Source organism: Streptomyces sp. XY006 (genome assembly GCF_002237655.1).
In the GTDB taxonomy this organism is placed as follows: Bacteria; Actinomycetota; Actinomycetes; order Streptomycetales; family Streptomycetaceae; genus Streptomyces; species Streptomyces levis.
Map to the genome: position 1 here is coordinate 49,482 of NZ_NOKT01000028.1, position 23,952 is coordinate 73,433.

At 72.5% G+C, this 23,952-nt stretch carries 20 protein-coding genes; 5 read left to right on the plus strand and 15 right to left on the minus strand.

The genetic code is table 11. From position 1 onward, the window contains the following. The first annotated feature begins 87 nt into the window (after window positions 1-87). Together pulA and CHR28_RS28465 are read left to right on the plus strand one after the other, a co-directional pair. Complete coding sequence (gene pulA, locus CHR28_RS28460) at window positions 88-5,517, plus strand: pullulanase-type alpha-1,6-glucosidase (RefSeq protein WP_094056569.1); 5,430 nt, start codon at window positions 88-90, stop codon at window positions 5,515-5,517. A gap of 89 nt (window positions 5,518-5,606) precedes the next feature. Further along, entirely contained in the window at window positions 5,607-5,963 is a 357-nt protein-coding gene (locus CHR28_RS28465; RefSeq protein WP_094056570.1) for a 5-carboxymethyl-2-hydroxymuconate Delta-isomerase, read from the plus strand. Window positions 5,964-5,976: 13 nt separating this feature from the next. On the opposite strand, the gene CHR28_RS28470 is transcribed toward CHR28_RS28465, so the two are convergent. From CHR28_RS28470 to CHR28_RS28480, 3 genes are all read right to left on the minus strand, one after another. After that, a complete protein-coding gene (locus CHR28_RS28470) occupies window positions 5,977-6,666 on the minus strand; it encodes a TetR/AcrR family transcriptional regulator (RefSeq protein ID WP_094056571.1) in 690 nt (229 codons plus the stop codon). A gap of 93 nt (window positions 6,667-6,759) precedes the next feature. Further along, entirely contained in the window at window positions 6,760-8,682 is a 1,923-nt protein-coding gene (locus CHR28_RS28475; RefSeq protein WP_094056572.1) for a hypothetical protein, read from the minus strand. Window positions 8,683-8,732: 50 nt separating this feature from the next. Continuing rightward, complete coding sequence (locus CHR28_RS28480) at window positions 8,733-9,260, minus strand: tetratricopeptide repeat protein (RefSeq protein ID WP_094056573.1); 528 nt, start codon at window positions 9,258-9,260, stop codon at window positions 8,733-8,735. 147 nt (window positions 9,261-9,407) lie between these two features. On the opposite strand from CHR28_RS28480, the gene CHR28_RS28485 reads away from it, so the two are divergent. Next, window positions 9,408-9,839 carry a hypothetical protein gene (locus CHR28_RS28485; protein ID WP_179272590.1) on the plus strand — a complete coding sequence of 144 codons (432 nt, stop codon included), beginning with the start codon at window positions 9,408-9,410 and terminating at the stop codon, window positions 9,837-9,839. Between the two features lie 81 nt (window positions 9,840-9,920). Here CHR28_RS28485 and CHR28_RS28490 read toward each other — a convergent pair whose 3' ends face one another. The 9 genes from CHR28_RS28490 to CHR28_RS28530 all read right to left on the minus strand — a co-directional run bounded on the left by CHR28_RS28490 (window position 9,921) and on the right by CHR28_RS28530 (window position 18,327). Continuing rightward, window positions 9,921-11,477, minus strand: coding sequence for a DUF1996 domain-containing protein (locus CHR28_RS28490; protein ID WP_094056574.1), 1,557 nt, complete (start codon window positions 11,475-11,477; stop codon window positions 9,921-9,923). 203 nt (window positions 11,478-11,680) lie between these two features. Further along, the gene (locus tag CHR28_RS28495; RefSeq protein ID WP_094056575.1) at window positions 11,681-12,334 is read right to left on the minus strand and encodes a response regulator transcription factor; all 654 of its coding nucleotides are present in this window, start codon (window positions 12,332-12,334) and stop codon (window positions 11,681-11,683) included. Then, complete coding sequence (locus CHR28_RS28500; RefSeq protein ID WP_094056576.1) at window positions 12,325-13,584, minus strand: sensor histidine kinase; 1,260 nt, start codon at window positions 13,582-13,584, stop codon at window positions 12,325-12,327. Before CHR28_RS28500 ends, CHR28_RS28495 begins: the two co-directional genes overlap by 10 nt. 100 nt (window positions 13,585-13,684) lie before the next feature. Continuing rightward, complete coding sequence (locus CHR28_RS28505) at window positions 13,685-14,695, minus strand: SDR family oxidoreductase (protein WP_094056577.1); 1,011 nt, start codon at window positions 14,693-14,695, stop codon at window positions 13,685-13,687. A gap of 64 nt (window positions 14,696-14,759) precedes the next feature. Further along, window positions 14,760-15,344: a winged helix-turn-helix domain-containing protein gene (locus CHR28_RS28510; RefSeq protein ID WP_094056578.1), complete on the minus strand. Its 585-nt coding sequence runs from the start codon at window positions 15,342-15,344 to the stop codon at window positions 14,760-14,762. A 117-nt stretch (window positions 15,345-15,461) separates the two neighbouring features. Continuing rightward, window positions 15,462-15,584, minus strand: a complete 123-nt coding sequence (locus CHR28_RS38565) for a hypothetical protein (protein WP_094056630.1) — start codon at window positions 15,582-15,584, stop codon at window positions 15,462-15,464. A 167-nt stretch (window positions 15,585-15,751) separates the two neighbouring features. Beyond that, window positions 15,752-16,783 carry a glutamine synthetase gene (gene glnII, locus CHR28_RS28520; protein ID WP_094056579.1) on the minus strand — a complete coding sequence of 344 codons (1,032 nt, stop codon included), beginning with the start codon at window positions 16,781-16,783 and terminating at the stop codon, window positions 15,752-15,754. Between the two features lie 367 nt (window positions 16,784-17,150). Continuing rightward, a complete protein-coding gene (locus tag CHR28_RS28525; RefSeq protein ID WP_094056580.1) occupies window positions 17,151-17,849 on the minus strand; it encodes a hypothetical protein in 699 nt (232 codons plus the stop codon). 118 nt (window positions 17,850-17,967) lie between these two features. Beyond that, window positions 17,968-18,327: an arsenate reductase family protein gene (locus tag CHR28_RS28530; RefSeq protein WP_094056581.1), complete on the minus strand. Its 360-nt coding sequence runs from the start codon at window positions 18,325-18,327 to the stop codon at window positions 17,968-17,970. A 229-nt stretch (window positions 18,328-18,556) separates the two neighbouring features. Between CHR28_RS28530 and CHR28_RS28535 the strand changes: the two genes are divergently transcribed. After that, window positions 18,557-18,871, plus strand: a complete 315-nt coding sequence (locus CHR28_RS28535; protein WP_094056631.1) for a hypothetical protein — start codon at window positions 18,557-18,559, stop codon at window positions 18,869-18,871. A gap of 87 nt (window positions 18,872-18,958) precedes the next feature. Here CHR28_RS28535 and CHR28_RS28540 read toward each other — a convergent pair whose 3' ends face one another. Next, window positions 18,959-20,014 carry an aldo/keto reductase gene (locus CHR28_RS28540; protein ID WP_094056582.1) on the minus strand — a complete coding sequence of 352 codons (1,056 nt, stop codon included), beginning with the start codon at window positions 20,012-20,014 and terminating at the stop codon, window positions 18,959-18,961. A 96-nt stretch (window positions 20,015-20,110) separates the two neighbouring features. Here CHR28_RS28540 and CHR28_RS28545 point away from each other — a divergent pair, with 96 nt between their 5' ends. After that, on the plus strand, window positions 20,111-20,734 hold the full coding sequence (locus CHR28_RS28545; protein ID WP_094056583.1) for a TetR/AcrR family transcriptional regulator: 624 nt from the start codon (window positions 20,111-20,113) through the stop codon (window positions 20,732-20,734). 84 nt (window positions 20,735-20,818) lie between these two features. Here CHR28_RS28545 and CHR28_RS28550 read toward each other — a convergent pair whose 3' ends face one another. Then, window positions 20,819-22,006 carry a winged helix DNA-binding domain-containing protein gene (locus tag CHR28_RS28550; protein ID WP_094056584.1) on the minus strand — a complete coding sequence of 396 codons (1,188 nt, stop codon included), beginning with the start codon at window positions 22,004-22,006 and terminating at the stop codon, window positions 20,819-20,821. Between the two features lie 172 nt (window positions 22,007-22,178). Then, window positions 22,179-23,882, minus strand: coding sequence for an alpha/beta fold hydrolase (locus CHR28_RS28555; protein WP_094056585.1), 1,704 nt, complete (start codon window positions 23,880-23,882; stop codon window positions 22,179-22,181). Window positions 23,883-23,952 lie beyond the last annotated feature (70 nt).

Sequence of the window (23,952 nt, forward strand, 5' to 3'; positions counted from 1 at the left end):
TTCAAGACTCTTGCTGTAAGGGTTTCGGCGGCGATACGGTCGCGCGGGGTCGGACCCGAGAGAGCCGCAATCGCTAGGAGCCCCTCTGTGATACCGAGATGGCCGGTGCCGTCCAGGCGCCGAACCGCCCGTGCCGGACGGGTCGCGGCGGTCACCGCCGCCGCGCTGGCCGCCACACTCGTCCAGCCGCTCGCCGCCGGGGCGGCCACCCCGCCGGCGCCCCCGTCCGACGCCGCGCTGGCCGCCCAGCCGGCCCGGCACGACGCCACCCGGGAGCAGTTCTACTTCGTCCTGCCGGACCGTTTCGCCAACGGCGACCCGCGCAACGACAAGGGCGGCCTGACCGGTTCGCGCCTCACCACCGGCTACGACCCCACCGACAAGGGCTTCTACCAGGGCGGCGACCTCAAGGGCCTGACCAAGAGGCTCGACTACATCAAGGGCCTCGGCACCACGGCCCTGTGGATGGCCCCGATCTTCAAGAACCGTCCCGTGCAGGGCACCGGCGCGAACGCCTCGGCCGGCTACCACGGGTACTGGATCACCGACTTCACCCAGGTCGACCCGCACTTCGGCACCAACGAGGACCTGGAGACCCTCATCGACAAGGCCCACGACAAGGGCATGAAGGTCTTCTTCGACGTCATCACCAACCACACGGCCGACGTCGTCGACTACGAGGAGAAGTCCTACGACTACCTCTCCAAGGGCGCCTTCCCGTACCTGACGAAGGACGGCGTGCCCTTCGACGACGCCGACTACGCGGACGGACGGCGGGACTTCCCCGAGGTCGACCGCGGCTCCTTCCCGCGCACCCCGGCCGTCCCCGCGGACGCGAGGAACGCCAAGGTCCCGTCCTGGCTCAACGACCCGACGATGTACCACAACCGCGGCGACTCCACCTTCGCCGGCGAGAGCTCCACCCACGGCGACTTCTCCGGCCTCGACGACCTGTGGACCGAGCGCCCCGAGGTCGTCAGCGGCATGGAGAAGATCTACCAGCGCTGGGTGCGGGACTTCGACATCGACGGCTTCCGGATCGACACCGTGAAGCACGTCAACATGGAGTTCTGGACGCAGTGGGCCACCGCCCTCGACGCCTACGCCGCCCAGCGCGGCCGGGACGACTTCTTCATGTTCGGCGAGGTCTACTCGGCCGACACGGACGTCACCGCCCCGTATGTCACCGAGGGCCGGCTCGACGCCACGCTGGACTTCCCCTTCCAGGAGGCGGCCCGCCAGTACGCCTCGCAGGGCGGCAGCGCCCAGCAGCTCGCGGGCGTCTTCGGTGACGACTACAAGTACACGACCGGCAAGGCCAACGCGTACGAGCAGGTCACCTTCCTCGGCAACCACGACATGGGCCGCATCGGGTACTTCCTGAAGCAGGACGACCCGAAGGCCTCGGACGCCGAGCTGCTGAAGAAGGACCGGCTCGCCAACGAGCTGATGTTCCTCAGCCGCGGCAACCCCGTCGTCTACTACGGCGACGAGCAGGGCTTCGCCGGAGCGGGCGGGGACAAGGACGCGCGGCAGACCATGTTCGCCTCGCGCACCGCCGACTACCTCGACGACGACCGGATCGGCACCGACGCCACGCACGCCGAGGACGCCTACGACACGAGAGCACCGCTCTACCGGCAGATCAGCGCTCTCGCCCAGCTCCGCAAGACCCACCCGGCCCTGACCGACGGCGTCCAGCAGCAGCGCTACGCGGCCGACGGGCCGGGCGTCTACGCCTTCTCCCGCACCGACGTGAAGACCGGCACCGAGTACGTCGTCGCCTTCAACAACGCCGCCGAGCAGCGGACCGCGACCTTCGCGACCGGCTCGGCCGGCATGACCTTCCGCGGCCTCTACGGCACCGACGCCTCCGTCAAGAGCGACGGCGACAAGAAGCTCACCGTCACCGTCCCGGCCGGTTCGGCGATCGTCCTCAAGGCCGCGGGCCGGCTCGCCGAGCCCGCCACCGAGCCGTCCCTCACCCTCAAGGCCCCCGCGGCCGGCGCCACCGGAACCGTCGAGATCTCCGCGGACGTCGACGGCGGGCAGCTCAACCGGGTCGTGTTCGCCGCGCAGACCGGCAACGGCAAGTGGCGGGTCCTCGGCTCCGCCGACCACGCCCCCTACAAGGTCACCCACACCGTCGGCAAGGACGTGGCACCGGGCACGGCCCTGCGCTACAAGGCCGTCGTGATCGACTCGGCCGGCCGCACCGCGAGCGCCCTGGCCTCCTCCACCACCGGCACCCCGCCCGTCCAGGAGCCGCCCACCGCGTCCTCCCGCGACTACGCGATCGTCCACTACAAGCGCGCCGACGGCGACTACGCCGACTGGGGCCTGTACGCCTGGGGCGACCTCGCCGAGGGCGAGGCCACCGAGTGGCCCGAGAGCCACCCCTTCACCGGCCGGGACGCCTACGGCGCCTTCGCCTGGGTCAAGCTCAAGCCCGGCGCCTCGAACGTCGGCTTCCTCGTCATCGACAAGGACGGCACCAAGGACGTCGCCACCGACCGCACGATCGACGTCACCAAGACCGGCGAGATCTGGATCGAGCAGGGCAAGGAGACCGTCACCACCGAGCGCCCCGACTACCCGGCCCCCGACAAGGGCAAGGCCGTCCTGCACTACCACCGGGCTGGGGGTACCTCCCAGGCTTTCGGCTCTGGGGGAGGGAACTACGACGGCTGGGGCCTGCACGTGTGGACCGGTGCCGCGAACCCCACCGACTGGTCGAATCCCCTCAAGCCGGTCAAGACTGATTCCTATGGCGCAGTCTTCGAGGTGCCGCTCTCCGAGGGTGCCACCAGCCTCAGCTACATCATCCACAAGGGCGACGAGAAGGACCTGCCCACCGACCAGTCGCTCGACCTCAAGGCCAACGGCCACGAGGTGTGGCTGGTGAGCGGCCAGGAGAAGTACCTGCTGCCGCAGCCCGCGGGCAGCGCCGCCGCCCTCGACCTGAGCACCTCCAAGGCGGTCTGGATCGACCGGAACACCCTCGCCTGGAACGGCTCCGGCGCCGCCGCCTCCACCCAGCTGCAGTACTCCCGCGACGGCTCCATCAAGGTCGAGGACGGCGCCCTGACCGGCGACGCGAAGTGGCTGCGCCTGGCGAAGGGCGAGCTGACCGACGCCCAGAAGGCGAAGTTCCCGCACCTGAAGGAGTACGACGCCTGGACCGTCGACCCCCGTGACCGCGACCGGGTCCGCGAGGCCCTGCGCGGCCAGGTCGTCGCCACCCAGTACGCGGCCAACGGGGCGGTGCTCGCGGCGACCGGCGTCCAGATCGCCGGAGTCCTGGACGACCTGTACCCCGGCGCCACCGAGGCCGACCTGGGACCGACGTTCGCCAAGGGCCGCCCCACCCTCTCCGTGTGGGCACCCACCGCACAGTCCGTGGCCCTGGAGATCGGCGCCACGACCGTGCCGATGAAGCGCGACTCCGCCACCGGCGTCTGGTCCGCCACCGGCCCGGCGTCCTGGAAGAACAAGCCCTACCGCTACGTCGTGAAGGTCTGGGCGCCCGGCGTCCGCAAGGTCGTCACCAACAAGGTCACCGACCCCTACGCCGTCGCCCTCACCACCGACTCCGAGCGCAGCCTCGTCGTCGACCTGGCCGACAAGGCGCTGAAGCCGTCCGGCTGGTCGTCGTACACCAAGCCCAAGGCCGTGCCGCTGCGGGACGCGCAGATCCAGGAGCTGCACGTCAGGGACTTCTCCGTCGAGGACCGCACGGCGAAGCACCCCGGCACCTACCTCGCGTTCACCGACAAGGCGAGCGACGGCAGCAGGCACCTGCGCGAGCTGGCGAAGGCCGGCACCTCGTACGTGCACCTGCTGCCCGCCTTCGACATCGCCACCATCCCCGAGCGCGCGGCCGACCAGGCGCGGACCGACTGCGACCTGGCCGCCCACCCGGCCGACTCCGGCAAGCAGCAGGAGTGCGTCGGGAAGATCGCCGCGAAGGACGCCTACAACTGGGGCTACGACCCGTACCACTACACGGTCCCCGAGGGCTCCTACGCCACCGACCCGGACGGCACGGCCCGCACGGTCGAGTTCCGCAGGATGGTCAAGGCCCTCAACGACGACGGCCTGCGGGTCGTCATGGACGTCGTCTACAACCACACCGCCGCCGCCGGGCAGGAGAGGACGAGCGTCCTCGACCGGATCGTGCCCGGCTACTACCAGCGCCTGCTCGCCGACGGCTCGGTCGCCAACAGCACCTGCTGCGCCAACACCGCGACCGAGAACGCGATGATGGGCAAGCTCGTCGTCGACTCGATCGTCACCTGGGCCAAGGAGTACAAGGTCGACGGCTTCCGCTTCGACCTCATGGGCCACCACCCGAAGGCCAACATCCTGGCCGTGCGCAAGGCCCTGGACGAGCTGACCCTCGCGAAGGACGGCGTCGACGGCAAGAAGATCATCCTGTACGGCGAGGGCTGGAACTTCGGCGAGGTCGCCGACGACGCCCGGTTCGTCCAGGCCACCCAGAAGAACATGGCCGGCACGGGCATCGCCACCTTCTCCGACCGGGCCCGCGACGCGGTGCGCGGCGGCGGCCCCTTCGACGAGGACCCCGGCGTGCAGGGCTTCGCGTCCGGCCTGTACACCGAGCCCAACTCCTCGAAGAGCAACGGCACCCCGGCCGAGCAGAAGGCCCGCCTGCTGCACTACCAGGACCTCATCAAGGTGGGCCTGACCGGCAACCTGAGCGCCTACACCTTCACCGACACCAGCGGCAAGGAGGTCAAGGGCTCCGAGGTCGACTACAACGGCGCCCCCGCCGGGTACGCCGACGCACCCGGCGACGCCCTCGCCTACGCCGACGCGCACGACAACGAGACCCTGTTCGACGCGCTCGCCTTCAAGCTGCCCGCCACGGTGAGCGCCTCCGACCGGGCCCGGATGCAGGTCCTCGCCATGGCGACGGCCACCCTCTCGCAGGGCCCGGCCCTCTCCCAGGCGGGCACCGACCTGCTGCGCTCCAAGTCCCTGGACCGCAACTCCTACGACAGCGGCGACTGGTTCAACGCCGTCCACTGGGACTGCCGGGACGGCAACGGCTTCGGCCGCGGACTGCCCATGGCGGCCGACAACGCCGACAAGTGGCCGTACGCCAAGCCGCTGCTGAGCACCGTGCAGGTGGGCTGCGAGCAGATCGAGGGCGCCTCGGCGGCCTACCGCGACCTGCTGCGGATCCGCGCCGCCGAGCGGGACTTCTCCCTCGGCACGGCCGAGCGGGTGCAGTCCCGGCTCTCCTTCCCGCTGTCCGGCGCGGACGAGACGCCCGGCGTGATCACCATGCGCCTCGGTGACCTCGTGGTCGTCTTCAACGCCACACCCGAGCGGCAGGAACAGCGCGTCCCCGCCCTGGCCGGGACCGGCTACCGGCTGCACCCGGTGCAGGCGGCGGGCGCCGACACCACCGTGAAGTCCTCCGCCTACGCGGAGAAGTCCGGGACGTTCACCGTCCCGGCACGGACGGTCGCGGTGTTCACCGCCGGGTGACGCACCCGGTACGGGCGGGGCGGGCCACCACCGGTGGTCCGCCCCGCCTGCCGTTAGGGTGAGCCCACCGACCTGGAACAGGAGTGCTGATGCCGCAGATCACCGTCGACTATTCCGCCGACCTCGCGGACGGCTTCGACCGGCCCGGTTTCGCGAAGGCGCTGCACGAGGCGACGGTCGAGATCGCGGCCGCCAGGCCGCCGGCCTGCAAGACCAGGTTCCGGCGGACCGAGGACATCGTGGTCGGCCCCGACACCGAGGGGCACGCCCATGTGCACGTCCACATCGCGCTGCTCGCCGGCCGCACCGACGAGACCAAGGCCCGGCTCACGCAGGCCGCGCTGGAGCTGCTGCGGACGCACCTGAAGCCCGCGGCGGGCCTCGCGCTGCACGCCTCCGCCGAGGTCCGCGACCTGGACCCCTCGTACGCCAAGTACGAGAGCTGAGTGCCGGGCTCGTTCAGCTCGCCAGGGCGATCAGCCGGCCGGCCAGGCTCGCGAACGGGCCGTCGGCCGGCTCGTCCTTGACGATCCGGCGCAGCAGGGCCGCCATCTCCTCGTCGTAGGCGGCGCTGACCGCGGCGAGCGCGGCGAAGTCGTTGACGAGCTGCGGCTCCAGCTCCTCACGCGGGATGCGCCGGCCGTCCAGCCAGATCAGCGCCGTCGACTCGGCGAGCGAGATCCAGGACCGCACGACCAGTTCCAGCCGCGCGGGCGGATCGGTCACGCCCAGGTGCGAAAGGATCTGGACATACGCGGCCTGCCGTACGGAGTCGACGAGCGCATTGGTCGTCGAGGAGCCGACCGCCGGGCCACCGCGCATCAGGGCGGAGAAACCGGGTCCGTGCTCGTCCACGAAGTCGAAGTAGCGGCGCATCACACGCAGCAGCCGGGCCCCCAGCGGGCCCTCGTGCGGCTCCACGAAACGGGCCGCGAGATCGTCCGAGGCCCGCTGCAACGCGGCCTCGTACAGGCTGAGTTTGCCGGGGAAGTAGTGGTAGACCAACGGGCGTGAGATGCCCGCGGCGGACGCTATCTCGTCGATCGAGACCTCGTCGGGCGAGCGGCGGCTGAACAGTTCGAGGGCGACGCCGATCAACTGCTGCCGCCGCTCCTCGACTCCCATTCTGCGGCGAACCCCGATAGTCATACGAACACCTTACCGATCGATTCCGGCCGCGAACGGTCCGGAGCGGTCGGTACGGTCCGCCGGGCGCACCCGGACCGGCACCGGACCCGTCGGTCAGCGCAGCCCGCCGAGCGAACGCCCGTCCTTCAGCGTGCCCTTCAGCTCGGCCTGCGCGCCCTGCTCGGCCGGGACCGTGAGCAGACTGCCGGAGGCCGCCCCGTCGACCCCGCCCGTCGCCCGGATCGAGGCCGTGGCCCGGCTGCCGGCGGCCAGCAGGTACCAGTCGCCCGCCTTCGCCTTCCACAACACCCCGGCCAGCACATGGGGATCGCGCGCCCCGCACGCGGGGACGTTCTCGGCCTTCGCCGCCACCGCCCCGTACGCCCCGCCCGGCGTGTGGAACTGCGCCAGCACCCGCGCCCCGCCGCCCCGCCAGGTCTCGGCCCGCGTGCACACCCACGCCGCCGAGCCGCTCGCGTCGGGCAGCGGCTGCTCGTTGAACGCCCAGGCGTTGACGCCGCGCACCCCGGCCGAGCGGACCGTGCCCAGCGAGCAGGCGAACGGCTGCCAGGTGCGCAGCGCCGCCGCGCCGGACACCTCGCCCGGGGAGCCCGGCCGGCCGGTGGTGAGCCGGGCCGGGACCAGCTCGCCGAGGTCCGTCAGCAGCCGGGTCCTGGCGCCGTCGGTCACCTGCAGCACGTTCCACGAGGTGCAGGGGCCGGTCCGCAGCGCGGGGCTGGCCAGCGGCGCGGTCACACCGTCGGTGAGCGCGAGGTCCATCGCGCCCGCGCGGGGCTTGAGCAGATCCCGCTCGGCCGCCTTCTCGATCCACGGGGCGGTCAGATAGCGGACGTTGCCGTCGGCCCGGCCCAGGACCACCGCACCCGCCTCGGCCCGGGAGGCCCCGTCGACCCGGGCGAAGTCGAGGGCGGCTCCCTGCGTGCCGTCCTTCGGCTCGGCGTACCGGGCGATGCGCAGACCGTCGTGGAGGATCACCACGCGCGCGGCGTCGACCGTCCCCGCGTACAGCAGCTGGGGCGGTCCGGCCGGGCCGCCGGACGGGGTGCCGGGCGTCGCCGAGACCTGGACCGTCTCACCGGGGCGGGCCCAGACCGCGAGGGCCCGGCGCAGCAGGGCCTCGTCGCCGGTGAGGTCGCCCCGGGCCGGCCAGACGGAGAAGTCGGTGCGCGCCGAGATCCGCCAGGCGTCACGGGGCACCCGGGTCAGCTTCGCCGGGTCCAGGGCGGCCTGGGCGGCCGGGTTGCGCGCGTACGGCGGGGCGGCGGCGCCGTCGGGGCCCCACCCCTCGCCGGGCAGCCCGAGCAGCGCCCCGCACACCAGCAGGGCCGCCCCGGCCGCCAGCGCGGCCTTCAGGTGCTGGCGGCGCCGCATCAGGTCGGTGGGACGGGCCTGCAGCGAGCAGGGGTCGAACTCGGGGGAGTCGAGCAGGGCGAACTGCTCGGGGATCCCGCCCGCCTCCAGCAGGGCGCCCTCCGGGTCGGCGACGCCCACCGCCGCCAGCACCTTGCGCGCGCCGTCGTCGGTCAGCCGCTCCAGACCGCGCAGCGCGTACGCCGCCCGGGCCGGGCCGGACAGCGTGGACAGCCGCTGGTCGAGGGCGAGTTCGTCGGCGCCGCCGGAGCGCGGGAAGAGCTTCAGGCCCCACACCTGCGGCAGCAGCGGCGGCAGCTGGGACCGCTTGGGCCAGGCCCGCAGCCGCAGCGGCAGACCCGCCTCCAGCGCCGTACGCAGCACCTGGAGGCGGACCAGGGCGTATCCCGGGTCGCCGTCCCGGCCGGTGGACTGGGCCGGGATCACGGGCGCCGGGGTGCGGTTGCGGGGGAGGGCCCGCTGGGTGAGGGCGTGTGCGGTCAGGACGCGCCGGCTGCGGCCCAGGCCGGGCGGCAGCACCAGATAGGCCAGCCGGACGAGCCGCGGGTAGTGCTCGACGAGGGCGGCCTCGGCCTGCTCGACGTCGACGACCGGGCCGGCGGGGGAGGAGGGTGCGGGGCGCTGGGCGACATCCTGTGACTGCACGTTCAGCAGAACGAGCGAATCGGTGGATGGTCACCTGACCACGGGGGCGTTCAGGCCCCGGGCCGCTGCGCGGGCTCGACGAGCAGCCGGGCGTAGTTCGCCATCGACCGCTGGTAGCGCGGCAGATGAGGGGCGAGGGCGCCCAGGACCAGCGACAGGCCCTCGCGGTCGCGGCCGAGGCCGGACAGACACAGGGCGAGGCAGGCCCGCACGGCGTCGTCCAGCTCGTCGGACGGGGCGTCGAGCTCGGCTTCGAGCAGCTCGACGCCCTCCTCGGCCCGCCCGATGTTCCGCAGGGAGCTGGCCAGCTGGATCTTCGTCCGGCGGGTCTTGTAGCGGCTGACGTCGGCCAGACCCCGGGCCAGCGCCTCCCGGTACAGCGGGACCGCCCGGTCCGAGTGGCCGGTCGAGTCCCAGGCGCAGGCCTGCTCGAACGGGCCCAGCGGGCTGTCCGCGGGCAGCTCCGCCACGAGGGCGTCGACGTCGGCGCGGAAGCGGGACTCCTCCTCGGCCGTCTCGGCGTAGTCGTCGAAACGGGCCCACAGGGCGGCCACGCGCTCTTCCCAGTCCTGGTTCACCGGCCCACCCTCGCACGCCCGTGCCCACCGGGGCAGCGGAATTTTGAGCAGTCCGGGCCCCGCGGCCGTATCGAAGGGGAGAGCCTCGTGCCAGGGCTCCGTGCGGCATGCGTCCGGACCGTGCCGTGACAAGGACCGGAGGAACAGATGAGGGTGACCCGACCGATGCTCGCGCTGAGCGGCGCGGTGGCGATACTGACGCTGGCCGGCTGCGGATCCGGCGGCGGACACGAGGCGGCCGTGCCCGAGGCGGTGACCGGCAGCCTGGAGCACATCGCTGCCGAGGCCGAGTGCAAGCCGAACATGCAGACCGACGCCGACACCATCCGTCAGGCCATCTGCAAGAAGGGCGAGGAGAAGTACATCCTCGCCACCTTCGCCACCGACCGCGGCCAGCGCGAGTGGCTCAACAGCGCGAAGGACTACGGCGGCTACTACCTCGTCGGCCGCAAGTGGGTCGCCGTCGGCCAGCAGAAGACGGTGACCGCGCTGCAGGGCACGCTCGGCGGGACCATGGAGGAGGGCTCCGAGCACATGAACCCCGGCGGCAGCCACAACAGCGGCAGCCATCACGGCTGACCGGGGGAATTCCGGAACGAGCGAAAAGCCGGCGGTGGGAATTCCCACCGCCGGCTTTTCGCGGTTCTCACCGGGTGCGGACTACTGGCAGTCCTCGCCGTTGTTGATGCACTGGACCATCTCGTTCATCACGTCCTCGTCGAAGAAGTTGATGAAGTCGTTGTGGTCGGTGATCGGCTTGTGCAGCTGCTCCGGGAAGGAGTCCACCGCGAAGGCGTTCTGCACCTGCCCGTTGTTTATCTGCGGCGCCTGGACGTCGTAGACCAGCCGGACCTGGAGCTGGGGGATGGCCTGGAAGCCGTTCGAGCAGGTGCCGTCCGCCTCCACGAAGTCCACGTGGGTGCGGTGGTTGGCGCTGTCGATGTTCTGGCCGTCCCAGCAGCTCTGGAAGTTGGACGTGCGCACCACGGAGCTGCCCTGGGGGCAGATCGGGTACTTGTCCGTCACCTGCCGGTCCTCGAAGCCGGTGCAGCTCCAGGAGGTGTTGGCGTTGTTCAGGCCGTTGGTGAAGGACTTGGCGTCACCGGTGATGATGCGCAGGGCCTTCGGCATGGCGACGACGTCGCTGGTGCGGTTGCCGACGAACTTCAGCTGCGCCTCGGCCGGCTCGACGATCTTGCCGACGTTGCCGTCCTGGCCACCACCGGGCTGACCCTGGTCGATGTCCTGCGAGCCGTCCTGGATGCGCAGGACCGGCCAGAAGTACGAGGACTTGTCGCCCTGGTTCTGGCAGGTGGTCTGGGCGTTGGCCAGGTCCTCGTCGCTCGCGAAGGCGTTGTTGCTCTGGTTGCCGACGTAGTCGTGCTGGTGCTGCGCGCCGTTGGAGACGCCCGGCGCCACGATCACGTTGTCGGAGTTGCGGTTCTCGTTCTCGTTGGTGCCGCAGTTCGTGGTGAACGAGCCGGTGGAGCCGCCGTCGCCGTTCGCGGCGAGGCCGTTGGGCAGGTTGCGGGAGTTGGGCTGGACGTCCTCGATGTTGACGAAGTCCGCCGCCGCCGGGCCGTTGCCGGCCTGACCGCCGTTGCCTCCGTTGCCGCCCTGGCCGTTGTCCTGACCGCCGTTGTTCTGTCCCTGGTCCTGACCGCCGTTGTTCTGGTCCTGGTTCTGGCCGTCGTTGTTCTGACCGCCGTCGTTCTGGCCGCCCCCGGCGTTGCCGTCGTTGGTGTTGGCGTCGGCGGCCATGCCCCGGCACCGGGCCAGCTTGGCGAGGTTGAACGGTGCCTTGCCGCCCACCCGCCGGATGTTGATGCCGATCCGGTCCAGAGCCGCGGTCCGCTTCGACTTCAGCGGCCCGAGGATGGCGTTGTCGACGAAGCCGGGGTCACCGGCCTGGGCCTGACGCGTGGAGGCGAGCCGCGAGTACGCCTCGCTGATCTGCTTGTCGAGGTTCGCCAGTTCCCGGTCCACCCCCCGCCGGGCGCGCTTCGGCACGTTGGTCAGTTTCTGGCCGACGTCCGGGCACTGGATCGTGGCGATCTGCGCGCCCGCGGACTTCGTCTGGTTCGCCGAGTTCTCCTCGTGCGCCGATGCGTAGAAGTTTGCCCAGATCAGCCCGCCCCCACCGAGCGCTAGGGCCGCCGATGCGGCTATGGCCTTGGTGGCCAGCGGCGTACGGCGTTTTCTTGTGTTGCGTCCCATGGAACTCCTCTGACTTCCTTTTTCGGGGGCATCGAGGCGCCCGACAGGAGTGAAGCGGCTCCCTTCCATACGGAGGCCGTCCCACGGGTGTTCAGAGGTCTCGGAAATTGATGCGAGATTCGTGTGGACCCTGTGCCCTCAACAGCCCCTGAAGTACCGGGAGTTGTTGATCCCGCACCGTCGGTGCACGGGCGGGTCCGGTTTCACCGGCCGTGGTCGAGATACGCGAGAACCGCCAGCACGCGCCGGTTGTCGTCGTCCGAGACCTCAAGGCCCAGTTTGGCGAAGATGTTCGCGGTGTGTTTGGCGATGGCCCGTTCCGTCACGACCAGCTTCCCGGCGATCGCCGCGTTGGACCGGCCCTGCGCCATCAGCTCCAGCACCTCCAGCTCCCGGGGCGTCAGCCGCGCCAGCGGCCGGTCGCCGCCCGACTGCCGCGCCAGCAGCTGCTGGATGACCTGCGGATCCATCGCCGTCCCCCCGCCCGCCACCCGGCGCACCGCGTCCACGAACTGCTCGGCGTCGAACACCCGGTCCTTCAGCAGATAGCCCACGGCGCCGCTGCCGTCGGCGAGCAGCTCGCGGGCGTACAGCTGCTCCACGTGCTGGGAGAGGACCAGTACGGGCAGCCCGGGCCGCTCGCGGCGGGCGTCGAGCGCGCACTGCAGGCCCTCGTCGGTGTGCGTGGGCGGCAGGCGCACGTCGACCACGGCGACGTCCGGGTCCAGTTCGGCCAGCGCGGCGGCCAGTTCGGGCCCGGACTCGACGGCCGCCGCGATCTCGAAGCCGTGCGCCTGCAGCAGCCGGACGAGCCCGTCGCGCAGCAGGAACAGGTCTTCGGCGAGGACTACGCGCAAGGGATCTCCATGGTGACCATGGTGGGGCCGCCCGCGGGGCTGCTGACGGCCAGGACGCCGTCGAATGTACCCAGTCGCCGCTCGACCCCCGCCAGGCCCGAACCGGGTTCGATCACCGCGCCGCCCCTGCCGTTGTCCGTCACGGTCGCCCGCAGCCTGCCGTCCGCCTGGTGCAGGTCGACCCAGATCCGGTCCGCGCCGGAGTGCTTCACGGCGTTGGTGAGCACCTCGCTGACGGCGAAGTACGCGGCCGACTCCACGGGTGCCTCCGCCCGCCCCGGCAGGTCCACGCTCACCTCGGTGACCACCGGCAGCCGCAGGGCCAGCGCCCGGACGGCGTCGCCGAGACCCCGCTCGGCGAGCACCGGCGGGTGGATGCCGCGCACCAGCTCGCGCAGCTCGGTCAGGGCCTCCACCGAGGACTTCCGGGCCTGCGCGATCAGCTCCTTGGCCCGGTCCGGGTCCTTGTCGAGAAGCGCTTCGATGGTGCCGAGGTCCATGCCGACGGCGACCAGCCGGGCCTGTGCCCCGTCGTGCAGATCCCGCTCGATGCGCCGCAGTTCGGCCGCGGAGGCGTCGACCGCGTCCCGCCGCGTCTCGGTCAGCACCCGCACCCGCTCGGCCAGCTGTTCCTGGTCGCCGCCGAGCACCGCCCGGGTGAGCCGGAAGTGGATCCGCAGCAGGCGCGGGGTGAAGAAGTGCGCGAGGAACAGCAGGACCAGGCCGAGCGCCGCCGCGCCGAAGGCGGACGCCTGCCCGGTGACCGGCACGAACCCGTACCAGTACCCGTCGGGGAAGACCCGCCACAGCCCGAGGGCGAGCGCGAAGCCCTCCAGCGGGTAGAGCAGCAGCACCGCCGGCAGCAGGGCCGTGAAGAACCCCGCGGTCATGTCGACCGGCAGCCACCGCAGGTCCCGCCAGGTCGCCGGGTCGCCCAGCATCCCGAAGGTGCGCGCCCACGGGTTGGCGTCCTTCGGCAGCGGCCGGTACGCCGGGGGGATCCGCACCCCGCCCCACTCGGCCGCGAGCACCCGCCGCCCGTTGGCGAACGCCCGCACCCCCGTGAGCACGTACGGCGTCGTGACCAGCCCGATCCCGATCGGTATGAGCCCGATGGAGAGCGCGGCCAGGCAGAAGCAGAGCACCGCCCCCGGCAGGGAGATCAGGGCCAGGGCCAGCCCCCGCACCGCGGCGAGCCCGATGTTCCGCCCCGCCGTGCGCACGTCGCCGTTCTTCGTGTCGATGGTCATGGCGTTCAGTCTGGTCGAGCGGGGAAGCGAGGTCACGGGGCCGGACACCCGGCCGGGGGGTGGTGCTACCTCCACCCCCCGGCGGGCATCGGCCGGTGGATCAGGACCCCGCGCCCGCCGCGAGCACCTTCGCCTCCACCTCCGGGTCCAGTCCCTTCACCGTCCGGTCCGGCCGCTGCGGCGCGACCCCGCCGATGGAGCGCAGCCAGCTCCAGGTGTCGGCCACGGTCTCCTCGACGGGCCGGCAGCGCAGACCCGTCGCCAGGGCCCGGGAGACGTCGGCGCTGTGCAGGGCGTCGTGCAGGTCGCTGCCCGGCGGCACCCACACCGGCAGCTGGGTCCACGGTTCGATGCCCGCCTCCACGATCACCCCGGGCTCGGTCCACCGGAGTTCGGCCGCACCGCCGGTGACCCGCGCGCAGGCGTCCAGGAGCGTGCCCATGGTGGCGTGCCCCTGGGGACCGATCAGGTTGTACGGCCCGCTCAGCCCCTGCTGCGCCGCGCCGAGGATCCACTCGGCCAGGTCCCGGACGTCGATGTACTGCAGGGGGAGCTCCCGCGGCCCCGGCGCGAGGACCGGGCCGCCGCGGGCCGTCCGGGCCAGCCACCACGGCAGGCGGCCGACGTTCTCGTACGGGCCGAGGATCAGCCCGGCCCGCACGAACACCGACCGGTCCGGGCCGAACGCGTCCAGCACGGCCAGCTCGCCGCCCCGCTTGTCCCGGGCGTAGTCGGTCTGCCCGGCGTCGGCCGACGCGCCCTCCACCACCGGCGCGTCCTCGCCGTACCCGGCGGGCGGCGCCCAGGCGTACACCGAGCAGCTCGACACGTACACGTACCGGCCGGCGCGGTCCCGCAGCAGCCGCGCCGCGTCCCGTACGGCCCGGGGCGCCGCCGACCAGGTGTCGACGACGGCGTCCCACGCGCCCGCGTCCCCGGCCAGGGCGGCGAGCCCGCCGGGCGCGGTGCGGTCGCCGTGCAGCGACCGCACGCCCGGTGGAGCCTCGTGCCGTCCCCGGTGGAAGACGGTCACCTCCCAGCCCCGCGCGAGCGCCGCCTCCACGACGGCCCGCCCCGCGAACTCCGTACCACCCAGCACCAGAAGTCTCATGCCGAGGACTCTGCCCGGTGCGGCGAGGGGACGGAACGGGAATCTGCTGTCGGCAGAGGCCGGTTCACCCCTCCGTCGGCGGCACGTACTTGTAGCCGACGCGGCGCACCGTGCGGATGGTGTCGCGGTGCTCCGCGCCCAGCTTGCGGCGCAGGCGGGCGACGTGGACGTCGACCGTGCGGCCGTCGCCCACGTGGCCGTAGCCCCACACGGTGCCGACCAACTGGTCACGGGTGTGCACCCGGCCCGGGTGGGCCACCAGGTGCGCGAGGAGCTCGAACTCCAGGTACGTGAGGTCGAGCGGCCGCCCGGCCACCTCGGCGGTGCGCTGCACGGTGTCGACCCGGATCAGCGGCTCGCCGCCCGGCTCGGCCCCGGGGCCGGTCGTCGTCGCGGGACGGTCGGGCACCGCCACCGGGAACGGGGGCTGCTGGTCGGCGGGGACGAGCACCAGGTAGCCGATCATCGGCGGCTGCCCGGGCAGCGTCGGCAGGGTGTGCGGGGGAGCCGGCAGCCAGGTGGCGCCGGGCGGCAGCAGATCCGCGACCGTCACCACCTCGTCCCGGTCGACGGCGCGCAGCCGGTGCCGGGGGGCGTGCGGGGCGGGGGAGTCGAGGGTGGCGGTGGACAGGGAACGAGTGGTCGCCATGAGAGGTCAGCTCTTTCGCGCGAGGAGTTCGTCGGGAGGTCGACGGCCGCGAGTTCGTGGTCGGGCTCGCCGAGGACGTACGCGGTTCGCGCTGGCCGAAGGCCGGGGTGTACGGCTTTAGAGGGCCGGCGCGTTCGTCGCGCGGCAACACACCCGGTCGAAGTCGTGGTGCTGACGGGAAGGCCAGAAGGGCTCGAGGTCATGGCGACCCGTCGCGGCGTTCTTCTGGTAGCTGGCCATGAGCCCATTGAAGCAGACGGGGGCCGACTGCCGGGACCCTTCTCTCACTGCTTGGACATCGAGCCGCTGTCGGCTGCGTCACCCCGCCGGCCGTTCGCGCGGCGGCAACGGCGAGGGGGCGCCCACCGTCAACGGTGGGCGCCCCCTGCGCGGGCCGTGCGGGCGGATCAGACCTGGCCGGCCTTCTCCAGCGCCGTGCAGCAGGTGTCGACGATCAGGCGGGTCACCACGTACGGGTCGACGTTGGCGTTGGGACGGCGGTCCTCGATGTAGCCCTTGCCGTCCTTCTCGACCTGCCACGGGATGCGGACCGAGGCGCCGCGGTCCGAGACGCCGTAGGAGAACTTGTCCCACGGGGCGGTCTCGTGCAGGCCGGTCAGGCGGTCGTCGATGCCGGCGCCGTAGTTCTTGACGTGGTCCAGCGGCTTGGAGCCCTCACCGAGCGACTCGCACGCGGTGATGATCGCGTCGTAGCCCTCGCGCATCGCCTTGGTGGAGAAGTTGGTGTGCGCGCCGGCGCCGTTCCAGTCGCCCTTGACCGGCTTGGGGTCGAGGGTGGCGGCGATGTCGAAGTCCTCGGCGGTGCGGTAGAGCAGCCAGCGGGCCACCCACAGCTGGTCCGAGACCTCCAGCGGGGACAGCGGGCCGACCTGGAACTCCCACTGGCCGGGCATGACCTCGGCGTTGATGCCGGACAGACCGAGGCCGGCCTTCAGACAGTTGTCGAGGTGGGCCTCGACGACGTCACGGCCGAAGATCTCGTCCGCGCCGACGCCGCAGTAGTAGCCGCCCTGCGGGGCCGGGAAGCCGCCCTTGGGGAAGCCGAGCGGGTAGCCGTCCTTGAAGAACGTGTACTCCTGCTCGATGCCGAAGATCGGCTCCTGCGCCGCGAACTTCTCCGCCACCTCGGCCAGCGCGGCCCGCGTGTTGCTCGGGTGCGGGGTGAGGTCGATGTTCAGCACCTCGCACAGCACCAGTACGTCGTCGCCGCCGCGGATCGGGTCCGGGCAGGTGAAGACCGGCTTGAGCACGCAGTCCGAGGAGTGCCCCTCGGCCTGGTTGGTGGAGGACCCGTCGAAGCCCCAGACCGGCAGCGCGTCGAGACCGGCGGGGGAGCCCGCGATGATCTTGGTCTTGGAACGCAGTTTGGCCGTCGGCTCGGTGCCGTCGATCCAGATGTACTCAGCCTTGAAGGTCACGGGCCACATCCTTCGGGGGTGTGTCTGGGCGCGTATCGCGGGTGCTGCGGCGCTGCGGCACTGAAACGCCGCGCGGTGCTGCCCGGCAGCCTCGCAACGGGCGATTTCCCGGCCATTGCTCGAATGTGAACCCCGTGTTACCTGGTCACCCTGTGCCCGATCTCACGCTGTGAGGGCGTTTCCCTCCGCGGAAGGGGCGGGGGCGGGGCGGCTCACCGGCTCCCCTCCGTCCAGCCGGTGAGCGCCGCCGCGCGGCCCCGACGTGCCGGTCCTGCCACTCCTGGCCGGGAGCGGCAGGACCCTGACACGTACGAGGGGCGGCCGAGGGGGTGGCCGCCGCCTCAGTGGTTCGATCGACCGTCCGGCCTCACCCCACCTTCTCGATCACGGCCCGGCGGATCAGGAACTTGCCGGGCTCACGGACCTGTTCGAAGGCCGCGTTGTTGAGCAGCACACAGCTGCCGGAGACCGAAGTGACCTCCACCGTCGTGGACTTGTTGTTGTCCAGGTTGGTGACCTTCAGCTTCGTGCCGGCCGGGAACTGGTTGCTGGACGCGGCGGGCGCACCGCCCTCGCCGGAGAGCGTGACCGTGGAGCCGTTGCACACCTGCTGCCCGGCGGCCGCCCCGCCACCGCCGGCATTGCCCGCCGGGGCGGACGCGGCGGGCGGGGAGGCCGGGGCCGAGGCCGCCGGGGCGGAGGCCGCCGGAGCCGACGGCTGGGCGGGCTGCGCCGGCTGCGTGGCCTGGGAGTCCTGAGCCGACTCCCCCACCACGCAGCCCGACGCCTCCTGCTTGCGCTTGATCTCCGCGACGACCGCCTCACGGTTGGCGATCCTGGCCTCGGACTGGGCGTCCGGGTTGGCCCGCTGGTCCGCGATGAACTTCTGGTTGTTGCCCAGGGCGGTGGCGAGACCCAGACAGACCGTCGATTCCGACGCCGACTTGGGAGTCGGCGCGGCGTTCGACGTGCTCGCCATGACGAAGGCCCCGCCTCCCGCCACCGTCGCCGCGCTCACGAGGAGCGCGATCTTCTTCTTCGTGCCGAGAGTTCTCCTGCGCGACATGCGCGCCTCCTGAAGAGGTAGGGGAGCGTACGCCGCTATGTACGAGATACCGAACGAGGTTACTCAGCGGTTGCGGAAGTCATTGAAGTGAGCTGCGCCACACGGTCGTTGGCCGGTGTCAGCGGCCCAGCGCGTCGCGCACGGCCTCGTCGGTGCGGGCCACCACGGCCGTGCCGTCGTCCGCGGTGATGATCGGGCGCTGGATCAGCTTCGGGTGCTCGGCGAGCGCCTTGATCCACCGGTCGCGCGCGCCGGCGTCCCGCGGCCACTCCTTGAGCCCGAGCTCCTTGGCGGCCGCCTCCTGCGTCCGGGTGATGTCCCAGGGTTCCAGTCCGAGGCGCGCGAGGACGCCGCGGATCTCGTCCTCGCTCGGCACGTCCTCCAGGTAGCGGCGGACGGTGTAGTCGGCGCCCTCGGCGTCGAGCAGCTGCACGGCACTGCGGCACTTCGAGCAGGCCGGGTTGATCCAGATCTCCATGGTGCTCACCGTACGCGCCCCGGGCTCTGTTCGATTTTCCGCCGACTCGTCCGCCCCTCCCGCAACGGCCGTGACGGACCGCCAATTCCCCCACTGAACAGGGATTTTGTGAGCCTGCGCGGGCTGCCCGTTGTCAGTGCCCGGAGGTAAACTGTAAGCAGTGTTCGAGGGTGGCGCCGAAGACGCCGACGTCTTCGGCGGACCGCCCGACCGCGACAGGAGGATGCCTGTGCCCGCTGCCGCTCTGAAGCCGAAGCCGTTGCCCACCCAGTCCACCGCGAAGCGTCCCGTCCTGCTCGACCTGCCGTACGCCCCCGTGGAGAAGCGACCGCTGCCGCCGGGCCGGCCCCGCGAGTGGTACGTGGCGCACAACCGCCGTCTCAAGGCGATGCGGCTGGCCATCGCCCTGCTCGACTCCGGCATCCACATGCCGAACCAGGCCCGCAACGAGACGATCCGTGACACGGCGGAGCTGATCGGCGTCCACCCGCCGTCGGACACGACGTGCCACATGGTGCGGGCGTTCATGCGCTACGCGCGCTGAGGCGCTGTGCGTGAGCGCCGGGTGCCCCGCTGCGGCGGGACGCCCGGCGCTTCCTCGTGTCGGCGCCTCATGCCGCCCGGCGTTTGCTCATGCCGCCCGTTCCGGGGCCGCGATCAGCGGCGGGTTCAGCCGGGCGAAGCCCTCCTGGCGCTCGTAGGGGAAGTACGGGTACGGTGCCGGGCGGTGGCTCGCCGCGTCGAGTCTCGCCACCTGCTCGGGGGTGAGGCTCCAGCCGACGGCGCCGAGGTTCTGGCGCAGTTGCCGTTCGTCGCGGGCGCCGATGATGACGGACGAGACGGTGGGGCGGCGCAGCAGCCAGTTGAGTGCGATCTGCGGGACGGCCCGGCCCGTCTCCCGCGCGATCTCGTCGAGCACGTCGACCACGCCGTAGAGGTGGTCGTCGTCGACCGGCGGGCCGTAGTCGGCGGTGCTGTGCAGGCGGCTGCCGGGCGGGAGCGGGGTGCCGCGGCGGACCCGGCCGGTGAGGCGGCCCCATCCGAGCGGGCTCCACACGAGCGCGCCGAGGCCCTGGTCCCGGGCGAGCGGCATCAGCTCCCACTCGTAGTCGCGCCCGACGAGGGAGTAGTACACCTGGTGGGCGACGGGGCGGGGGCGGCCGAGCCGGTCCGCCGCCGCGAGGGACTTCATCAGCTGCCAGCCGGAGAAGTTGGAGACGCCGGTGTAGCGCACCTTGCCCGCCCGGACGAGGGTGTCCAGGGTGTCCAGCACCTCCTCGACCGGTGTGCCGGCGTCGTAGGCGTGCAACTGGAACAGGTCGATGCGGTCGGTGCCCAGCCGGCGCAGGGCGTCCTCGCAGGCGGTGATCAGCCGGGAGCGCGAGGAGCCCGCGTCGCCCGGGCCGTCGCCCATCGGCAGACCGGTCTTCGTGGAGACGATCACCTGGTCCCGGCGGCCCTTGATCGCCTGGCCGAGCACCTCCTCGGAGGCGCCGGCGGAGTAGACGTCGGCGGTGTCGAACATCGTGAGGCCGGCGTCCAGGCAGATGTCCACCAGACGGCGTGCCTCCCGCGCGTCGGTGGCGCCCCACGCCCCGAACAGCGGGCCCCGTCCGCCGAAGGTGCCGGCGCCGAAGCTCAGCGCGGGGACCATGAGGCCGGACGCGCCCAGTCGCCTGTATTCCATTACGGACCCTCCTCGGTCGCTCTAACGGGTCTGTGGTTCCGTTAGGGGTCACTAAAGTAGCAGGGGAGAGCGCTTAATGGAACAGGAGTGCCGTTTATGGCTGACGGAGGCGAGCCGGGAACGCTGCGGCCCGGTGGGCGTACGGCGCGGGTGCGGGAGGCGGTGCTGCGGGCGGCCGAGGACGCCCTGACCGAGGAGGGCTTCACCGGCCTGGACCTGGCCGACATCGCCCGCCGCGCCGGGGTGGGCAAGACGACCGTCTACCGCCGCTGGGGGACGGTGACCGGGCTGGTGGCCGACCTCCTGGCGGACATGGCCGAGCAGTCGTCGCCGCGCACCGAGACCGGCTCCCTGCTCGGCGACCTGACCGCCAACGCCCGGCTGGTGCACCGGACTCTGACGGATCCCCGGCAAGGGGCGCTGTTCAAGGCGCTGATCGCCGCCGCGACCGGCGACGCGAGGACGGCAGCGGCCCTGCACCGGTTCTACGACATCCGCGTCCGCGAGTGGGCCCCCTGCGTCCGGCAGGCCGTCGAGCGGGGCGAGGCGCCCGAGGGCACGGACGCGCAGGAGGTGATCCGTGCCGTCTCCGCGCCGCTCTACTACCACCTGCTCATCAGCGGCGGCCGGCTCGACGAGGCGGTGGCCGACCGCGCGGCTCAGGCCGCGGCGATCGCGGCACGGTCGGGGGTGTACGTACGGCAGCCCGCCGGGGGGTGACGTGCCGGTTCCCTCCGGGCGCGGACCCGTTGCCGCGCAGAAGGCCGAGTCGGCCGCTCAGCCGCCGGGTGTCGATGTGACCGCTCAGCCCGTCGCCAGCTGTTTCTCCAGTGGGGTGCGGAAGCGAGGGGTGATCCTCGTCGGGCCCAGCCAGCCGGTCAGTCGTTGCGCCGCCGCCTCGATGGCTGTGTGGGTCTCCCGGCCGACGCCCTCCTCGTCGAGGAGCCGCCAGACGATCTCCCCGTCGGCCCGCTGGGCCCAGCCGCCGATCACGCGCCCGTTCCACCACACCGTCGGCCCGACGTTGCCGCTGCGGTCGAACAGCGCGGGCCGCAGCTCCGGCGCGAGGTACCAGTCGCGCCCTTGCCAGCCCATGGCCGTGGGGTCGAGGCCGGGCAGCAGCGCGGCCCAGGGCTCGTCCGGCTCCGGCGCCGGGCCGGTGTCGTCCTGCGTCACATAGCCCGTGCCCTCGTCCAGCGACACCGGCCGCGCCCCGATCGCGGACAGCGCCCTGCGCACCTCGCTCACCCGCCACCCGGTCCACCACCGCAGGTCCGCCTCGGTCGCCGGACCGCACGCGGCGAGCCACCGCCCCAGCAGCCCGGCCTGGGCCCCGGCCGCGTCCAGCTCCGGATGCGTGGGCGCGACGGCCCAGCGGAACTGGCTGGACGTCCAGGAGCCGAGCGGCCGGCCGCGGACGACCTTCCCCTCCACGCTCAGCACCTTCAGCAGACGGGTGGAGACCGTGTGCACCCCCTCGTAGCTCTTCCCGGCGCCGTGGACGAACCGCTCCTTCAGCCGCGGCTCGTCCCGGGCGAGTTCGGCGGCCGTCGCCTGTCCGCGCCGGGCCAGGGCGGCCAGCGTCGACTCCTCGACCTCCTTCAGCCAGGCCGCGTCCGGCGCCCCGGCCGCCGCCATGTGCTTGAGCAGCGCGGCCCGCTCCCGGGCGGCCACGGCCAGGCCCGTCGAGGCGTGCACGACGGCGGTCAGGGCCGTCGGGAACACGAACACGGTGTGCCGCATGCCGTGCATCCGCACCAGGGAACGGTCCTCGTACAGCGCCCGACCGGTCTCCCGCACCGTGTGCGACGGGTCCGCGAGCCGCGCCCCCACGGCCAGGTACACCGTCGCCGGGTCCGTGCCGTGCAGCGCGACGAGCGCGTCGGCGACCTCCTCGGGCGTGGCCGCCGCGGCCTGTCCGGCCAGCCGGTGCCGCAGCGCGAGCCGCGCCCGCCGCTCCGCCACCCCGATGTACCGCTCCGCCGCCACCATCCCGGCCTCCCTGGCTCCCTCGCCGCGCCTTTCCGGACCGCAACCGACCGCAGCACCCGCACGGCGCCGACCGCGCTGACCGCACCGGACCCATCATCACGGTCACCACTGACAATGACCGCCCCGGAACGTGCGCCCCGGGCCCGGCCTGGCCCGCCACCCCGCCGCCCTCTCAGACGTACCGCTCCAGCAGCCCCGTCACATACGCCTCCAGCCGCTCTCCGAGGACCTCCGGTGTCAGATCGGTCCGGCCGAGCTCCCGCCACGGACCCGCCAGTTTCGCCGCGTCCGGGGCGTAGGCCAGCGCGTCGAGCAGCCGCCAGTACAGATGCTCCGGGCCGTCGGCCAGGCGCCGGCCGCCCTGCTTTTCGTAACGCTCCCGGAAGGCGAGGCCGTACTCCGCTCCGAACAGCAGCGCGAGCGCCGTTGAACAGTGGGCGACGTCCAGATCGGCGGGCCCCCACGAGGTCTCCACCCAGTCGACGACACCGCTGATCCGCAGCCCGGCCCCCGAACCCGTGAACAGCACGTTCCCCGGGTGGAAGTCCCGGTGCAGGAAACAGCCTTCGTACGGGGGAGGGTCGCGGCGGATCACGTCCACCGCCCGCTCCCACACCCCGCCCTCGGGCGCGTTCACCCGCTCCGGTGAGGTCCACGCCTGGTACGTGCGCGGCCGCTCCGCGGGAACGACCCGGTGGATCGCGGCCAGTTGGGCCGCCAGCAGCTCCACACGCCGGCCGAGATCCGCCGCGGTGTCCACCCTGACCCGCCCCGGCACGACGGTCATCAGCAGGGACGGATGCTCGCAGTGGCCGGCGGTCGCGTCCACGCCGATCAGCCGGGGCGCGGGCACGCCCTCCTGCCCGGCCAGCAGGGTGAGGACGTCCGCCTCGCGCGCCAGCAGCCCGGGCGCGTGCCGCCGGAAGAAGGGCGTCACGAAGGTCCGCAGCGCCAGTGCGGTGCCGTCGTCGAGGGTGAGCCGCCGCACCTGGGCGCTCCAGCCACCCGTCAGGAAGGCGGACTCCACGACCCGGCGGCCCTCGGGGAGCCGTCCGGCCACCCACGCGCGCGTCGCCGCCCAGCCCTGCTCGCCGAGCCCGGCCAGCAGGGACGTGACGAACTCCCGCCGGTCGTCCGGGTGGTCACGGAACCACGGGCCCAACCGGTGCTCCGCGTCGGGCAGTTCCCAGTGGGTGAACTGCGCGCGCCGGGCCAGCGCCGCCGAGACGGCCTCCGTCACGCCGGGCGGGATGACCGCGTCCGTGCCGGGCACCGCGAGCACGGCCCGCCCCTGGTAGGCCCGCAGCACGTCGAGCGCGGGCGATCCGCGCCAGCTCCCGGGGCGCCGGATGAGCTCGCTGAACCGCCCGTCCCCGTCGCCGAACGGCACGTCCCACGCCTCGGCCGCGTACACCGCCGGCGCGCACAGCCCCAGGGCCGCGACCCGGTCCCCGTAGTGCCGCACCAGGTCGGCCACCGTCTGGCCGCTCATGCTGAAGCCGACCAGGATCAGCGGCCCGTGCGCGCCCCCGTGGGCGTCGATGACGGAGACGGCCTGGTCGAGCCGGCGGCGCAGGCTGAGTTCGCGCAGCAGGCCGCTGCTGTGCCCGTGCCCGGAGAAGTCGAAGGCGAGGGCACGGCATCCCTGGGCGGCGAACTCCTCCACCAGCGGCAACAAGCGCTCCTTGCTCCCGCTACCCGCCCCGTGCAACAGAACGGCGGTCACCGCCACGGACCCGCCACCCCGGCCCTCGACCCACCACCCACTGAGCCGCTCCCCGTCGGCACTGTGCGAGAACTCGGTACGGACGAAGTCGTTTCGGACGGCACCGGCCCGCGTGACCCCGGTCGCCGCGGCGGAAGTCAGCTCACTCATCCAGCCATTCACTCACGCGACACGACCCCGTACGGAGATCAGCCGGAAACCGGCCAGGGGCGGCTCCCGG

Excerpts from the sequence above, each read along its gene's own strand:
- CHR28_RS28525 (WP_094056580.1), bottom strand. The coding sequence starts at position 17,849 with ATGTCGCGCAGGAGAACTCTCGGCACGAAGAAGAAGATCGCGCTCCTC.
- CHR28_RS28510 (WP_094056578.1), bottom strand. The coding sequence starts at position 15,344 with ATGGCGACCACTCGTTCCCTGTCCACCGCCACCCTCGACTCCCCCGCC.
- CHR28_RS28530 (WP_094056581.1), bottom strand. The coding sequence starts at position 18,327 with ATGGAGATCTGGATCAACCCGGCCTGCTCGAAGTGCCGCAGTGCCGTG.
- CHR28_RS28540 (WP_094056582.1), bottom strand. The coding sequence starts at position 20,014 with ATGGAATACAGGCGACTGGGCGCGTCCGGCCTCATGGTCCCCGCGCTG.
- CHR28_RS38565 (WP_094056630.1), bottom strand. The coding sequence starts at position 15,584 with ATGGCCAGCTACCAGAAGAACGCCGCGACGGGTCGCCATGACCTCGAG.
- CHR28_RS28545 (WP_094056583.1), top strand. The coding sequence starts at position 20,111 with ATGGCTGACGGAGGCGAGCCGGGAACGCTGCGGCCCGGTGGGCGTACG.
- CHR28_RS28470 (WP_094056571.1), bottom strand. The coding sequence starts at position 6,666 with ATGACTATCGGGGTTCGCCGCAGAATGGGAGTCGAGGAGCGGCGGCAG.
- CHR28_RS28490 (WP_094056574.1), bottom strand. The coding sequence starts at position 11,477 with ATGGGACGCAACACAAGAAAACGCCGTACGCCGCTGGCCACCAAGGCC.
- CHR28_RS28550 (WP_094056584.1), bottom strand. The coding sequence starts at position 22,006 with ATGGTGGCGGCGGAGCGGTACATCGGGGTGGCGGAGCGGCGGGCGCGG.
- CHR28_RS28465 (WP_094056570.1), top strand. The coding sequence starts at position 5,607 with ATGCCGCAGATCACCGTCGACTATTCCGCCGACCTCGCGGACGGCTTC.
- CHR28_RS28485 (WP_179272590.1), top strand. The coding sequence starts at position 9,408 with ATGAGGGTGACCCGACCGATGCTCGCGCTGAGCGGCGCGGTGGCGATA.
- CHR28_RS28555 (WP_094056585.1), bottom strand. The coding sequence starts at position 23,882 with ATGAGTGAGCTGACTTCCGCCGCGGCGACCGGGGTCACGCGGGCCGGT.
- CHR28_RS28505 (WP_094056577.1), bottom strand. The coding sequence starts at position 14,695 with ATGAGACTTCTGGTGCTGGGTGGTACGGAGTTCGCGGGGCGGGCCGTC.
- CHR28_RS28500 (WP_094056576.1), bottom strand. The coding sequence starts at position 13,584 with ATGACCATCGACACGAAGAACGGCGACGTGCGCACGGCGGGGCGGAAC.